Consider the following 15,213-nt stretch of genomic DNA (forward strand, 5'->3'; position numbering starts at 1 on the left):
GAGCCGGTCCATTTCGGATCCTTTCGCATCGGATCGAGTTCGATGCGGCACCTGTGTCGACTTCGGACACATATCCCGTCGGGACGCGGTTTTTCTATTTTTGGAAGTCTAGCGAATCCGGGGACTTGGGTCATGACCAATGGCGGCGGAACCGCCCAACGTTCGGCCCGCGGTCTGCAGATTCTTTTTTTGGCCGCCCGCCTAGGATCGTCAGCGGCCATGTCTCTTGGGAGGAATGGGTCTCTTGGGAGCAAGGGTAAGCCGGTCTAGGATCGGTGCGCTGGACATTTGACGGGAAAGGCAAGGCGGATCGGCGGCAGGGCGAACAGCGAGCGGCGGTTGCGGATCGCGGCGTGGGTGGCGGACAAGGTCATGCCGCACGAAGCCGGCGTGCGTGCCTGGCTGGTGCGGGCGCGCGTGGCCGGCGAGGACGTCGACGATCTGATCCAGGAATCCTATTGCAGCCTGGCCGCGCTCGACAGCGTCGACCATATCGACCGGCCGGACGCCTATTTCTTCTCGACCGCGCGCAACCTGCTTGCCCGCAAGCTGCGCCGCGCGGCGGTCGTGCCGATCGCGACCATCGCGGAAATCGAATCCTTCGACGACGATCGTCCCTCGCCGGAACGCGAGGTGGCCGGACGGCGCGATTTCGATCGGGTGCGCGCCCTGATCGATCGCCTGCCCGATCCGTGCCGCAAGGTGGTGGAGATGCGCAGGCTGGAGGGACGGCCGCAGCGGGAGATCGCGCAGGCGCTGGGGATCAGCGAAGGCATGGTGGAATGGCACGTCCATAATGGCGTGAAGACGGTGATGAAGATGATGCGGAACGAAGCAGCGTCGGGTGCGGATGCCGCGACCGCCGGAAAGGGAAGGCGCGCATGACCCGGCAGAGCGCAGCCCGGATCGAGGACCAGGCCGCCTTGTGGGTGGCCCGGATGGACGGCGATCATTGGGACGAGGGGCTGGCGGCCGAACTGGACGCGTGGCTGGTCGCCGATCCGCGCCATGACGGTGCCTTGCTCCAGGCGCAGGCCGCCTGGGCGATGCTGCGCCCGATAGAGGCGACGGCCGAAGCGGATCCGGGCGATGCACCGCGCATCAGCCGCCGCTGGTTCGTCGGCGGCGCGGGCGCGGCGATCGCCGCTTCGCTGGCCGGCGGGCTCGCCTTGTGGCTGCCCGGCACAACCTACCGCACCGACGTCGGCGAGATCAGGCGGGTGCCGCTCGCCGACGGATCGACGGCGGCGATCAATACCGCGAGCGAGGTCGAGATCGCGTTCGACGCAACGTCGCGCCGGGTCAGCATCGAAGAGGGCGAAGCCTGGTTCCAGGTCGCCAAGGAACCGGCCCGGCCCTTCCTGGTCGAGGCGGGGCGCATACGCGTGCGCGCGGTCGGCACCGCCTTCTCGGTCCGCCGCCGCGAAGGTGGCGCCGACGTGCTGGTGACGGAGGGCGTGGTCGAAGCCTGGACGGACGGCGCCGACGGCCAGGCGATCCGGATCGAGGCCGGCGCGCGCGCCTTCATCGCGGACAATGCCGCCGTGCAACGGGCGCCGGCCGAAGCCTCTTCGGTCGACCGCGCGCTCGCCTGGCGCAGCGGCAAGATCGACCTGGTCGGCCAGCCGCTCAGCGAAGCGGTCGCCGAGTTCAACCGCTACAATCGCCGCAAATTGCAGCTCGCCGATCCGGCACTCGCCGGCGAACAGTTCGACGGCGTCTTCCGCACCGACGATCCGGCCGGCTTCGCCAGGATGATCGAGACCAGCCTGCAGGTGCCGGTCGACCTATCGAACCCGGACGCGATCCGGATTGGCAAGCCGTCTGGCCGCACCGGCGTTCCGCGCGGGTGACAGGATTTTTCTGAAGGACCGCCTAGGAAGTGAAGCACCCCCGGCTCTTGGAGGATGAAGCGGGAGAAGAAGCTCGCGCAGGATCTGGGGGGATTTGAATATGACATATGGCAGGCACGCATTGTTCGCGACTTCGGCTCTAGTCTGCATGGCAGCGGCCATGCCGGCGGCGGCGCAGGTGAAGAGCTTCGACATCCCGGCGCAGGCTGCCCATTCGGGCATCTCGCAATTGGGCCGCCAAGCCGACGTCCAGATCGGCGTCGCCCGCAAGGACACTAGCGGCAAGCGCACCAACGCCGTCAAGGGCCAGATGGACGTCGAACAGGCCCTGGAGCGTCTGCTCAAGGGAACGGGCCTGAAGGCGCGGGCGACAGGCCCGCAGACCTACACCGTGCTTCCCTTGGGAAACGGCCATGATGCGGCGTCCACCGACGATCCGGCACTTGTCGGCGAGGGCGGAGCGACCGATGGTGCCGTGGAGCCCGTACCTGCCGATGACATTGTAGTGACCGGATCGCGGTTGAAGGCCAGCCCCGAGGGCGCCGCGCCTGTGACGACTTTCGCCAGGGAGGATATTGACAGGCTCGGCGCCGCAAGCGTTGGCGAAGTGCTTAATTATCTGCCGCAACGTTCCTATTCGCTCAGCGACAACACCAATTTCGCCGGTGCTCAATCGATCCAATTGCGTGGCCTTGGCCTGGGGACGACATTGGTGCTGATTAACGGCCGCCGCACGGTTACTTCTTCGTTGCAGGGTGCCCGCGCCTTCTTTGACGTCAACAATATCCCCTTGCCGGCAGTGGAACGGATCGAGATCCTCGCCAATTCGGCCTCCGCAGTCTATGGCGCGGATGCGGTTGCAGGCGTCGTCAACATCATCCTGAAGAAGGAAATCGAGCGCCCGGTCCTCGATCTCCATTATGGCTTCACTCCCGATGGAGGAAGCGACGAGAAGCGCGCGTCGTTGAGCTTCGGCATTTCCTCCGATCGCTTTCGCAGCGGGTTCACTTTCGATTATTTCAAGCGCACGCCCTTGTTCGGCAGCGAGCGGGGCCTGACCGCCGATCTGGATTTCCGGCGTTTTGGCGGCGTTGACCGCAGGTCGCTCAATGTCAGCCCCGGTAACGTCATGTCAGTCGATGGCGCTCCGTTGCCAGGATTGACGTCAAGCTTTGCCGCGGTGCCGGTGGGAAGCACGGGCATCGGCCTGACCCCTGCCGACTTTCAGGCAACGGCGGGAATGCTCAACCTGGGAACTCCGACAGGCCTTTCTTCGATTATTCCCGTGGCGCGGCGTCTCAGCGCCGTCGCCTTCGCCGAGTTCGATGTCGCCGATAGCGTGACCATGTTCGGCGAATTCATGTACAGCGATCGCAAGGATAATCGCCTGCTGACGCCGGTGTCCTTATCCAATCTTGTCGTGCCGGCCAGCAATGCATTCAATCCATTCGGGGTTCCGGTTCGAGTGAATTTTCTGACGGGCATGGACCCGAGAGAAGATCAATCGGGCAGCGAATCCTATCGTGCAGTCGCAGGATTCAAGGGGGACATCGGCAAGTGGAACTGGGAGGTGGCGGGACTTCTTACCCATGACGACGGCTGGAGCCAGATTACCAACCAGATCGATATCGCGCGGCGCACGGCTGCGCTCGCCTCGTCGGATTCCTCGACCGCCCTCAACCCGTTTCAGGACGGCCCTGGAGGGAGTGCTGCTCTCCTTGAATCTTTGATTGCGGCACCTGAACGATATGTGTTTGCTTCCTCCGCAAAGCAGATCAGCGCGTTCGTCGCAGGCCCAGTATTCGCTCTACCGGCAGGCGACGTCGAGGTCGTTGTGGGCGGCGAAGCTCGCAAGGAAAGTATTGCATTCGACGCTTACGGAATCGTCCTGGACTCCGATCGCAATACTGTGGCCGTGTCCGGTGAAATTCGCGTGCCCCTTGTGTCTTCGGAAATGGAGGTTCCGCTCGTCCGAGCGCTCACGGCCACGATCGCCGCACGATATGATCATTATGACGACTTCGGCAGCACCTTCAATCCGCAATACGGCATCGAGTGGGACGTCAATGGCGATTTCAGGCTGCGGGCTTCTTATGGTACGAGTTTTCGGCCGCCAACCTTGTTCGAACTCTATCAGCCCGCAACATTCCTGCCCGGATCTCAGACTGTCGTCGATCCCAGACGGAATAACGAGCAATATGTCGTCGACCTTCGTTCCGGCGGGAACGCAGATCTAGGTCCGGAAGATGCCAAGTCCTTTTCTGCAGGCGCGGTGTTCAGCCCGCAAACGATGCGGGGACTCCGGCTGTCCTTCGACTATTGGCGCATCAAGCAGAACCTTCGGGTTCAGCGCTTCACCCCCAACATCGTCGTCGCGAATGAAAGCACTTTTCCGGACAGGGTCATTCGAGGGACGCCGACAGCTGCAGATATTGCTGCAGGGTTTCCAGGACGCATTCTAGAAGTCAATTCGACCAGCGCAAATTTCGGCGGCGTCAAGACGGATGGCTTCGATGCGAAGGCCGATTATCGCTTCGAGACTGGAGCGGGAGTGTTCAATGCAGGGCTTTCCGCCACCTATGTCAACAATTTCGATGCCGCCACTCTTCCAGGACAGCCGGCAATAGAGCGGGCTGGCCGCGCCGGCTCAATCTCCCTGGGTGGATCGATCCCGCGGTGGAAGGCGACAGGCAGCCTTGCTTGGAGCTGGCGGGGTCTGCAATTGTCGACGACTGGCCGCTATATCCACAGCTACAAGGACGTGAACACGTTCGACGTCGAAACCGGTCGAAGGGTCGCGTCCCAGTTCATCGTGGACGCGCAAGTCGGATTCACCTTCGGTAAGGGGATCGGCCCCTCCAATCCTTGGCTCGACGATGTGGACCTTCGCGTCGGTGTCTTCAATCTGTTCAACAAGGCTCCGCCCTTCTCTGAAGTTACGACGGAGGGTTATGACTATACCCAGGCCGATCTCCGCCAGCGCTTCGTTTATTTAAAGCTTTCCAAACCTTTCTGACCGCGGCCGTCACGGCGAGAATTGCGGGCGTACCTTTTCGGAGCAGACTATGAGCTTCTACTCCTGGCGCTTTTGGGTCCTACGAATCCTGCTTGTCTTCTCCGTTCTACTTACAACCGGCTTTCAACTCGCGAAGCCTGCACATGCTGTCATCAACTCGAAATCACCGTCGAGCGCAGAGACGCGGCCGCTCCGCCGCTTCACAGTCCGTGATTCAGTGGAATTTTCCACGTTCGTCAATTCAACGCCCGGCTATGGACCGGGAGCTTCACGAATTGTCTTCTCGCCTGACGGCCTTCATTTCATCGCTGCGACGATGCGCGGAGATCTCAACAGCGGAAAGCGTGAAACGACCCTGTGGCTGTTCGAGACCGCGAGCGCCCGCGAGTTTCTGAAGGGACCGAGCCGGGATCGGTTCAATGGCGGGCGCCCACTGATTCGATTTGCGAGCGGCGCCAATCGTGAGCCGATCAGTGACTGGCGCTGGACCAGTGATTCCCGGGCTCTCTTGTTCCTGGGCGCTGCGGATGATGGAGCAAGGCGGCTCTACCGTGTCGACACGTCTGCAGGCGAACCTGTGCCGCTGAGCAAGCCGAACCAGGACGTGAGCCGGTATGACGAAGCAAAGGGATCCATCGTGTATCTGGCTCACCCCTCGATCAGCGAGGAGACTCTCTATCAGGCGGGCGGAACATCTCTGCCTGATATCGAGATCGGTACGGGCAAGAGCATCTTGCCTTTATTGTTCCCAAATTGGCTGGAAGTGGCCTTCGATACGAGCTCTGGAGCGCTGTGGAGGGTCGACGAAGGCGAAGCGTTGCCGGTACTGGATGTCGATACGCGGGCTGCCGTGCAGCTCAAGGACTCCAAACTCGCTTTGTCCCCCGACGGCAAGCGGTTGATCGTGACAAAATTCGTTCCGCTCATTCCTGGTAGCTGGGAGAGTTACCGACCGCTGATCGAAGGTCCTGCCTCCCGTTTCGTGGCTGATACAGAGGAGACGAAGGGTGGGACAGGTCGGTTCCGTCCTAAACGTTACGTCCTGATCGATCTTCAAAGCGGTAGTCAGCGCGTGTTGCTGGACGCGCCAATCGAAATCGGCGTGTCTCTTTCGGCGATATCGCCGCGATGGAGCGCGGACGGCACATGGCTCGCGCTGCCTGGCGCCTACCCGCCAATCGAGCGGAACGCTGCGGCCGCGCGGGCGTCGATCCTTCCCTGCGAGATTATGGTGATGGAGGTTCGGCAGAAGGATTTTTTCTGCGCGAAGGCTCCAGAACTATCCCGGATGAGCCGAAGCTATGGCGACCGCGAGCAGCTGATCTCGCTGGAATGGCGGACGGATAGGGGTGAATTCTTCGCTTATTATTCAGCCCCGAACGATCCGAATTCAAATCGGGCAGTGATTCTCTCCAAGAGAGGTGCGGGATGGGGTTCAGGCCCCTCCGAGATGGAGGCGCAAGATATGGCTATCGCCGTGGAGGAGGCTCTTGATGAGCCCCCGGTGCTCATCGGGCGCATTGGTGGATCCGCGAAGTTGCTGTTGGATCCCAATCCACAGCTGCGGAATATCGCGCTTGGGAAGGCCGAACTCTATCATTGGCGCGATCGCGATGGCGACGCCTGGTCCGGTGCATTGGTAACGCCGCCGGGTTTCGATCCAGGCACCCGGTATCCGCTCGTAATCCAGACTCACAATTTGGATCGAGCCAAATTTCTGGTCGACGGGCCGTCGGCCACTGGATTCGCTGCGCGCGCACTCGCCGGACGTGGCATCGTCGTCCTTCAGGTCGATGAAATCAGGAAAGATTGGGGTACGCACGAGGAATCGTCGACCGGTGCCGCCGGCTATCGTGCCGCGATCGATCAACTTGCTCGGGACGGCGTCGTGGATCCAGCTAAAGTAGGGATCATCGCCTGGAGCCACATGGGCTCCTACGCGCTGCAGGGCCTCATTGATGAGCCAAACGGATACGCTGCCGCGACACTCGCTGAATCCACTTATATGAGCTTCGGCGAATATCTGATGAACATCGACTATATGGGCGTCGAGCGTGAGAAGATGTTCAGCGAACAAATGGGGGCGAAGCCGTTCGGAGAAGGGCTGAAGCTCTGGCTGGAGCGGTCGCCGGGCTTCCATACCGAGCATGTCTGCGCGCCGGTGCTGTTCCAGTTCAACAGCCCTGTTGCCCTAGTCTATGGCTGGGACATGTATGCGGCGCTGCGCGCGCAGAACAAGCCGGTAGAGATGCTTTATCTCAGAGGTGGCGACCATGTGCTGGTCAAGCCGCTGCAGCGGCTCGCCGAGCAGGGCATGAACGTCGATTGGTATGATTATTGGCTCAACGGCCATGAAGATCCCGATCCCGCCAAGGCCGATCAATATCGCCGATGGGACAGAATGAAGGCGAAGCCGCGGTGCACGGCCGCGGAAGACGGTGCGTCGAACGTCCCATGATCTATCATCACGCGTTCGCGCGGACCGATTGGCGGACATTTCTTAGTCCCGTCGGCAGAAATGCCGTCAGCATGAGTCCCTGAAGCCTCGAACTGTCGGAATGGCGGCGGGAAAGTCGGACGCCGGTTGCGCGATGCTGCCAGGACAGATTTCCGCCGCGCGCCGCGCTGATGCGACGGTCGATGAAAGAAGCGAGCCGACCTGCAAATACGAACCAGATGAGGAACCCGGCATGATCAAATATTTCGACCGCCGCGCCCTGCTGCTTTGCGGCATTGCCTCCTTCCTGCTTGCGTGCGGGGGCGCCATTGCGGGTGACTGCGCAGTGCAGGCCGCGTCTCGGGCTGCGAGTGGGAAGATCGTCATCACTCCCGAACGTCTGCTTGCTGATTATTCGACGGTTTCGGGAAACTTGCCCTCCGCGCAATGGCTCCCAGATGCGCGTCATTTGATCTTCACGACGGCAAGTCTCGGGTCATCCGCCGCGGGCGGGATACCATGGATTGAGAAGATGGAGATCGCGACCGGCAAGCGGGTGCGGTTGGTCCGCGGGTTGCATCCCAAGGTTTCACCCGACGGATCGGCATTACTCTTCATTTCCGGCGAAGGGAAAGAGCGGCAGCTGGCTTTATATGATATTGCCGGCGGCGGGATCAGGAAACTCGTTCCCTTTCCGGAAGGCATGATCGGCGTCGACCAGAGCTTCGCCTGGTCGCCGGATTCACGCCGGGTCGCTTATGGCTACCGGCCAGCTGCGCCGGCGAAGGACATTTCGAAAGATGCCAACGGGAGCTCTGTTCTAGTCGTAGGGTCGGCAGGGGACGTTCCACTGGATTCCGAGATATGGATCCTCGACGTCGCAGGCGGCTCCCCTCGCAGACTGGCGACCGACGCTTCCATGCTGAACGATGCGGGCTGGTCGGCCGACGGCAAATCGTTGATCTTCACCTCGATGGGAGGCTTCGAATATCGAAACGACAATGTGACCGGAAAGATTTTCGCGATCTCCGTTGCTTCCGGCGAAAAGACCGACCTGGTCACGAATGGCGGCGTTCAGGCGCTTCGGCCGGTCGTGTCGCCGGATGGCCGCCAGGTCGCCTTCACCTATGATCCGAACAATCTCATCTACCCTTATTTCTGGAACATCGCGACGATCGCTCCGACGGGCGGACCGGTGCGCCAGCTGACCCGCGAGCTGTTCGTGGCCTCGGGACCGGTCTGGTCACCCGACAACCGCAACATCTACTTCACCTGCAAACGCGCGGTCTTCTCGCAGATTTGCGCCGTAGACCTGGCCGGGAAGGTGAGGGAGCTGACCTCGGCCCCGCGCAATGCGTCGTCGATCGCGGTTTCGCCGCGCGGCGACCGGTTGGCCTGGACGACCCAGGATGCGGAAGGACGGGTGGAGATCAGGGCGGCGCGCACCGATGGCACTGGCGAAAAAGTGCTGGCCGATTTCAATCCCGAACTCGCCAATCTCGCCTTGGGCGATGTCGAAGAGATCAGCTGGAAGAGCCGCGACGGCTTGCGCATACCCGGGCTTCTGATCAAGCCGCTCGGCTATCAATCCGGCAAGAAATACAAGTTGCTGGTCGACATTCACGGGGGCCCTGTCGGGGGTGTGGCGTTGCGCGGCAACATATTGAAATCCACGCCGCTGGAATGGCAGATGTGGGCGGCGAAGGGCTACGCGGTGCTTGTGCCGGACTATCGGGGAAGCACGGTTCCCGGCTGGGGGCCGGTGCTCAAGGCGCGGGAAAACCAGGATTATAATGCGCGCGACATGGACGATGTCATGTCCGGCGTCGATCATGTGATCGCGCTGGGGATCGCCGATCCGGACAAACTCGCCGTGATCGGCCACAGCGCCGGATCGATCCTGACCAATTGGATCGTCACCCATAGCGGCCGCTTCAAGGTCGCGGTCTCCTACGAAGGGTGGGTGGACATGTATCACGGCTATGGATCGGGCCTGAGGGTCGGCGGCAATTCGATCGCAGAATGGATGTACAAGGGCAAGCCGTGGGAGGTGCCGGAGAATTACCGGAAAAATTCGGCCTCCGGATTCGTCAAGGGCGTGACGACGCCGACCATGTTCATCGCCGGGGATTATGGCGGCGGCAGCGGCGTCGAAAATCTCTATCACCACGAATTCATGTACAGCGCGTGGAGACAGCAGAATGTCGACACGCAGCTGCTCATCTACCGTGGCGAAGGCCATGTCATTCAGCAGCCGGAAAACCAGCGGGACATGATGACGCGCATCCTGGACTGGATCGAGTCCCGCATCGAATGAGCCGGCGGCTCTCGCTGCTGGCGACGATCCGAAATTCTCTACGCGCCGGCCATCGGAAGTTTCCTTTGGCCCACTCCCTTTTGTGTGAGTTCTCGCAAAGGGGCGAGGACGCCGCCAAATTCTTCAACGCGCTCCGCCTGCTCGGCAAGCCGGCCGTCCTTCTGGAATATGAAGGCGAGGGACATGTGCCTTCGGAGTGGTCGGTTCCTAACGCGGCCGACCTTGCGGAGCGGGCGGTGAAATTCCTCGACGAACATGTGAAACAGTCGAAATAGACGAACCTGCACTCATTCCCGCATCCCCGCACGGCCACGCCAAGACTGCATGCCGGTCCCCATCAGGTCGCCTTGGCGCCTGACAGCCCTGCCATCATGATGAATATCTTCGATTTTAACCAAGCAATCATTCGTCAGTGCGGCGCAAGCGCCGCCGCCTTCTAATATCGTTCTTGAAATGTTCTACATTTTGTGCTAGGGCGAGTCGATCGAAGCGCACATTTGTGCCTCTCTTCAGGCTCTTTCTTATTGTTCGACCTAATGAGGTCCTGCTGGATGGCAGGCGGCACGAGCAGACATGCGGCGCCGCCTGCCACAGCTCGCCACAAGGTCGTTTTTTTCTGCTCCTTGGGAAGCCGAACTTTCTGAACCTTCGGTCCGTCATTCACTCTTCGGGTGCCGCTATTGGCTAAGCTCGGACAATTGACATTGTCCGATCCTGATCTCATTCGGATTGGACAGATCTACGGAAATCCCTCGGCATCCGCCATCCGTCGATCGTGCCGCAAGGGGAATCCATATGCGCCTGCCACTCGCTTCCGCCCTTGCGCTCCTTGCCCTCACGCAGGCGTCCTGCGACAGCGACGCCAGGGCGGCATGTCAGTCCAACCAGGTCGCCCTCGAGACCGAAGCCGGGACGATCATCGTCGAGGTCTATCCGGACAAGGCGCCGGCAAGCGCCGGGGATTTCCTGAAATATGTGGACGAGGGCCGTTATGCAGGCGCCGGTTTCTATCGCGTCGTTCGTAGCGACAATGACAATGGCGCGCCTGTGATCGAGGCGGTGCAGGGCGGGCTGCTCGATCCGTCGGGGGCGCCTGGCGTCGCCCATGAAAGCACGAAAATGACGGGTCTTCGCCATGTCGACGGTGCGCTCTCGCTCGCGCGGTCGGCGCCGGGCACGGGCAGCGCAGCCGCCTTCTTCATCTCGATCGGCGATCAGCCCGGGCTCGATCATGGCGCCACGCGCAATCCCGACCAGCAAGGCTTTGCCGTCTTCGGCCGGGTGGTTCGCGGCATGGACGTGGTGCGCAAGATCCATTCGGTGCCGGCCGCGCAGCTCGGCGGGACCGATTATGTGAAGGGCCAGATCCTGAACCAGCCGGTCATGATCCGCAAATCCCGCCGCATTTGCTGACTGTACGGTCAGGCCGGGAACTATCCTTGCCAGGCTGGCTTGTCCCAAGCCGATGGCGGCAAAAAGGGAAAGATCATGGTCGAAGCTCGCGCTGCAATTCGCCTGAGCTGACTCGATCCATCAATCCTCCATGTCGGCGCGCAAGGTTCGGGCGGCGCGAAGCATGAAGAAGCCGCTGGGCACGAACACCACCATCACGATCATCAGCGCATAGCGAAGCCCGTCGCCGGGCCCATGGCTCTGCGCGAACCAGTCGCTCAGGGATCCGGCGATGATCGGTCCGAGGCCGAGGCCGATGAGATTCGCGAAGAAGAATGCGATCGCCACCGCCATCGCCCGGCGGCTCGTACCGCAGACCAGATGCAGCGCCGAGAACATCGGCGGGATGACCCCGGTCAGGACGATGCTGGCGATCAGCAAGATCCCCGCCATCAACGGAACGCTGGGCGCGAGGAACGCGCCCCAATAAAGCGGCAAGGCGATCATCAGGCCCCATCCGGGAAGGCGCGCGGTCCAGGCGATGTCCCGTTTGGCGAGGCGATCGGTCCAGATGCCGCCGGCGAGATTTCCGATCACGGCGCCGATCGCGGACATCGTTCCGAACAGGCCGCCGGCTTCGGCGATGGTGAGGCCGTGCACGCGGATCATGAACGATGACGTGAAGACGAGCGCGCCATAGGCCATCAGGAAATAGAGGACCATCGCGTAGATGATGTTGCGGTAGGAGGGCTTCTCGAACAGGGCGCGAAAGGTCGCCATGACGGATTCCTGGCTGTCGGCCCGGATGGCGAATTGCGGCAAATGGCGCGGTTCCTTGATCAGGAAGCGGGTCAGTATGGCCAGGAGCAGGCCCGGCAATCCGACGATCAGGAAGGCGGCGCGCCAGCCGTAATTCTGCGCGATCCAGCCGCCCGCCACCAGACCGAGCACATAGCCGGCCATCGAGCACATCATGTAGATGCCGATCGCCTTGGAGCGCCCGTCCGGCGGGAAATAATCGGCGATCAGGCTCTGCGCCGGCGGGATCGCCCCGGCCTCGCCGGCGCCCACCCCGACGCGCGCCAAAGCGAGCTGCCAGAAATTCTGGGCCATCCCGCACAAGGCGGTCATCACGCTCCAGATCGTCAGCGCCAGGGTGATGATGAATCGCCGGTCGCCGCGATCCGCCCAGCGGGCCACCGGGATGCCGAGCGTCGCATAGAATAAGGCGAAGGAAATGCCGGACAGGAGTCCGAGCATCGTGTCGGAAACCTGGAATTCATTCTTGATCGGCTCGAGCAATACGCCGATGATGTTGCGGTCGACATAATTCGAGGTGCCGACCAGGAACAGGACGAACAGGAAGGTCCCGCGTTGCCGGCCGGTATAGAGATCCCACGGCTTTTGAGGGGTTGCGGGGGAGGGTGCGGCACGCATTTCCGGTCTTGCGTCGCTCATCGACTTCCCTCCCTGCCTCGCGTCCTCACAGGAGGCCGATCATCGATTTGAACAGGATTGTATGATTTGGTCAAGGCCTATGCGCGCGAGGCGCAGGGTGGGCGGATTTCCCGCTCCTAAAGGCACTCGTGCATGATCATCTCCGAGCCTGAACGCTGGCCGACAGCCGGTGGCCCATGACGCGCTTCGGTCGACCCGGGGCCGGTGCCAGTTCATGGTGTAACCCATAAGCTACACTCGCTAATTTAATCGCCCAAGGCTTCTGGTTCCGCGCCGGATTGGCCTCGGGCGCCTTGACAGGTTGGGGGCGCCTGAACATCCTACACTAGTGTATTTAAAGAGTGGGTGCCGTTTTGCGTTTCTCTTGTAATGGCTTGGAGGAAAGAATGTTCAGGATCAGTGGTTCAAAAACGCTTCGTCTCGCTCTCGCAGGCATGTCCTCCCTGGCCTTCGCGACGGCAGCTTCCGCCCAGCCTGAATCGGCCGATGCTTCCTCGCCGAACGACGTAAGCGACCAGTCGGAGGTCGCGCCCGGGGCCGAAGCCACGGCCGACGATATGAGCGGAGAGATCATCGTCACCGCCCGGCGCCGGGCCGAGACCCTGCAGGACGTGCCGATGGCGGTCACCGGTATTGCCGGCGACCAGCTGGAGCGTGAGAATATCACCGAGACCCCGGCCCTGTTCGCGCGCGTGCCGAACCTCTATTTCACCACCGCGGGCGGCGCCTCGCCGTCGGCGGACTTCAACTATCTCGTCATCCGCGGCGTCGGCTATAATGGCGGTCTGGAGCCGGCGACCGGCGTCTTCATCGACGGCATGTACCAGCCGCAGCTCGGCTTCGACATCGCCTTCCTCGATCTGGAGCGCGTCGAGGTGCTGCGCGGGCCGCAGGGGACCTTGTTCGGGCGGAACACCCAGGCCGGCGCGGTCAGCATCATCACGCGCCAGCCCGGACGCGACATGCAGGGACGGTTCGAACTGGAACTGGCCGAATTCGGATCGGCGCGGTTACGCGCTTCGGCATCCGGGCCGGTCACGGACACGCTCTCCGCCGGCTTTGCGTTCCAGGCCGCGCACACCGGCGGCTATATCAACAATCGGGATGGCTCGGACTATAATTTCGCGACGCGGATCGTCGGGCGGGCGAATGTTCGTTGGCAGCCTACCGATACGGTCGAGCTGCTCGCCTCGGTCGATTATAATCATGACGATTTCAACGACCAGGCGTTCGGCGTGCCGCTGGCTCCGCGCCGCTACGTGGCGCAGGTCGATCAGGACGAGGACGATTCCAAGAGCGGCTACGGCGGGCAGGTCACGCTCAACGTCGATCTGACCGACGATATCAAGCTTACCTCCCAGACCGGCCTTCGCTCCGTCACGTCCGACATCCTGATCGATGACGATGCGAACATCACCGATCAGACGCCGCTCACTTTGAGCGCCGTGCCGTTTTCGACCACGCTGCCGCCGGTCCCGCTTTTCGTCGCGCTGCTGCCGATCACGGTGGCCGGAACGGCCCAGCGCGTGGACCTCACCCAGGATTTCTGGAGCCAGGAAGTGCGGCTGACCGGTTCGAGCAGCAATTTCGACTGGCTCGCCGGCGGCTATTATTTCGAACAGAAGATCGATCAGTTCCGCTCCCGCGACGTCGGGCCGGGCGTGCCGTTCGTGCCGCTCTACATCCGCGAATCCTTCTTCGAGAAGCGCGACGGCTATGCCGCTTTCGGCCAGGTCAGCTATCGCCCGCTTCCGCCGCTCGAACTGACGGTCGGCGGCCGTTATTCTAAGGAAAATGTCCGCACCGGCGGCGACCGCGTGCTCAACGTGGCGGATGCGTCGATCAACGCCTTCCAGAAGGATGGCGAGGCGGATTTCAGCAACTTCTCGCCAATGGCGTCGATCTCCTACGACATCAATGACGACATCCTCGTCTATGCGACCTATTCGGCCGGCTGGAAGGCGGGCGGCATCAACCGCTTCCCGAGCCGCCCCAACGCCATCCTCCCTTATGATGCGGAAACGTCGCAAAATTACGAACTCGGCCTGAAGACCAAATTGTTCGATAATCGCGTGCGCGCCAATTTCGCGGTCTTCAACATCGATATCGAGGACCAGCAATTGCTCAATGTCGTGCCCGATCCGAACGGATCGACGCCGGTCACGACCATCGCCAATGCCGCCAAGAGCCGCAGCCGCGGATTCGAGGCCGATATCGAGGCGCGGCTGCTCGACAATCTCCGGATCCGGGGCAGCTATGGCTATGTGGACGCCAAGTTCCGCGAGTTCATCCAAGTCGGCACCGGCGTGACCAAGGATCGCTCGGGCGAGCCTTTCGAGTTCACACCCCGGCACAATGCCTCGGCCTCCGCGACCTACACCGCCAATCTCTCGCCCAGCGCCGGCCTCGAATTCCTGGTCAATTATCGCTACATCAGCGGCTATCGGGTGTCGGACGTCAACCTGACCGCACCTTTGGGCGCGCAATTGCGGGTTCCCGGCTACGATCGCCTCGACGCGAGGGTGACCCTGGCGCTCGATTCAGGCTTCAGGCTTTCGGCCTTCGTGAACAATATCTTCGACTCGTTCGATTATACCAACATCTCGCGCGGCCAATATGATCAGCAATCGAACCCTGCCCGCTATGTCGTGGTCCTGCCGCCGCGCCAGTTCGGGCTGAGCGCCGCCTACAGCTTCTGAAGCGGGCGCGACGTTCGTTGAAATCGGGCAATCCGACGGAT

Annotated in this window: 9 protein-coding genes; 8 read left to right on the top strand and 1 reads right to left on the bottom strand. The window is 61.8% G+C overall.

The genetic code is table 11. The annotated features are described in order from the left end of the window. Positions 1–288: 288 nt before the first annotated feature. The 7 genes from RQX22_RS14180 to RQX22_RS14210 all read left to right on the top strand — a co-directional run bounded on the left by RQX22_RS14180 (position 289) and on the right by RQX22_RS14210 (position 11,036). A complete protein-coding gene (locus RQX22_RS14180) occupies positions 289–885 on the top strand; it encodes an RNA polymerase sigma factor (protein ID WP_315727204.1) in 597 nt (198 codons plus the stop codon). Continuing rightward, positions 882–1,853, top strand: coding sequence for a FecR family protein (locus tag RQX22_RS14185; RefSeq protein WP_315727205.1), 972 nt, complete (start codon positions 882–884; stop codon positions 1,851–1,853). Before RQX22_RS14180 ends, RQX22_RS14185 begins: the two co-directional genes overlap by 4 nt. A gap of 100 nt (positions 1,854–1,953) precedes the next feature. Continuing rightward, complete coding sequence (locus tag RQX22_RS14190; RefSeq protein ID WP_315727206.1) at positions 1,954–4,869, top strand: TonB-dependent receptor; 2,916 nt, start codon at positions 1,954–1,956, stop codon at positions 4,867–4,869. A 316-nt stretch (positions 4,870–5,185) separates the two neighbouring features. Beyond that, the gene (locus tag RQX22_RS14195; protein WP_315727207.1) at positions 5,186–7,327 is read left to right on the top strand and encodes an alpha/beta hydrolase family protein; all 2,142 of its coding nucleotides are present in this window, start codon (positions 5,186–5,188) and stop codon (positions 7,325–7,327) included. A 232-nt stretch (positions 7,328–7,559) separates the two neighbouring features. Then, complete coding sequence (locus RQX22_RS14200) at positions 7,560–9,623, top strand: S9 family peptidase (protein WP_315727208.1); 2,064 nt, start codon at positions 7,560–7,562, stop codon at positions 9,621–9,623. Positions 9,624–9,688: 65 nt separating this feature from the next. After that, complete coding sequence (locus tag RQX22_RS14205) at positions 9,689–9,898, top strand: alpha/beta hydrolase family protein (protein ID WP_315727209.1); 210 nt, start codon at positions 9,689–9,691, stop codon at positions 9,896–9,898. A 520-nt stretch (positions 9,899–10,418) separates the two neighbouring features. Then, on the top strand, positions 10,419–11,036 hold the full coding sequence (locus RQX22_RS14210) for a peptidylprolyl isomerase (RefSeq protein ID WP_315727210.1): 618 nt from the start codon (positions 10,419–10,421) through the stop codon (positions 11,034–11,036). A 120-nt stretch (positions 11,037–11,156) separates the two neighbouring features. Here RQX22_RS14210 and RQX22_RS14215 read toward each other — a convergent pair whose 3' ends face one another. Continuing rightward, entirely contained in the window at positions 11,157–12,473 is a 1,317-nt protein-coding gene (locus RQX22_RS14215) for a spinster family MFS transporter (protein WP_315727211.1), read from the bottom strand. Between the two features lie 386 nt (positions 12,474–12,859). On the opposite strand from RQX22_RS14215, the gene RQX22_RS14220 reads away from it, so the two are divergent. Next, the gene (locus tag RQX22_RS14220) at positions 12,860–15,172 is read left to right on the top strand and encodes a TonB-dependent receptor (protein WP_315727212.1); all 2,313 of its coding nucleotides are present in this window, start codon (positions 12,860–12,862) and stop codon (positions 15,170–15,172) included. Positions 15,173–15,213 lie beyond the last annotated feature (41 nt).

It is taken from the genome of Sphingosinicella rhizophila (assembly GCF_032378825.1).
Classification (GTDB): domain Bacteria; phylum Pseudomonadota; class Alphaproteobacteria; order Sphingomonadales; family Sphingomonadaceae; genus Allosphingosinicella; species Allosphingosinicella rhizophila.

Coding starts and splice junctions, on each gene's coding strand:
- RQX22_RS14185 (WP_315727205.1), top strand. CDS start 882: ATGACCCGGCAGAGCGCAGCCCGGATCGAGGACCAGGCCGCCTTGTGG.
- RQX22_RS14190 (WP_315727206.1), top strand. CDS start 1,954: ATGACATATGGCAGGCACGCATTGTTCGCGACTTCGGCTCTAGTCTGC.
- RQX22_RS14195 (WP_315727207.1), top strand. CDS start 5,186: ATGCGCGGAGATCTCAACAGCGGAAAGCGTGAAACGACCCTGTGGCTG.
- RQX22_RS14200 (WP_315727208.1), top strand. CDS start 7,560: ATGATCAAATATTTCGACCGCCGCGCCCTGCTGCTTTGCGGCATTGCC.
- RQX22_RS14210 (WP_315727210.1), top strand. CDS start 10,419: ATGCGCCTGCCACTCGCTTCCGCCCTTGCGCTCCTTGCCCTCACGCAG.
- RQX22_RS14215 (WP_315727211.1), bottom strand. CDS start 12,473: ATGAGCGACGCAAGACCGGAAATGCGTGCCGCACCCTCCCCCGCAACC.
- RQX22_RS14220 (WP_315727212.1), top strand. CDS start 12,860: ATGTTCAGGATCAGTGGTTCAAAAACGCTTCGTCTCGCTCTCGCAGGC.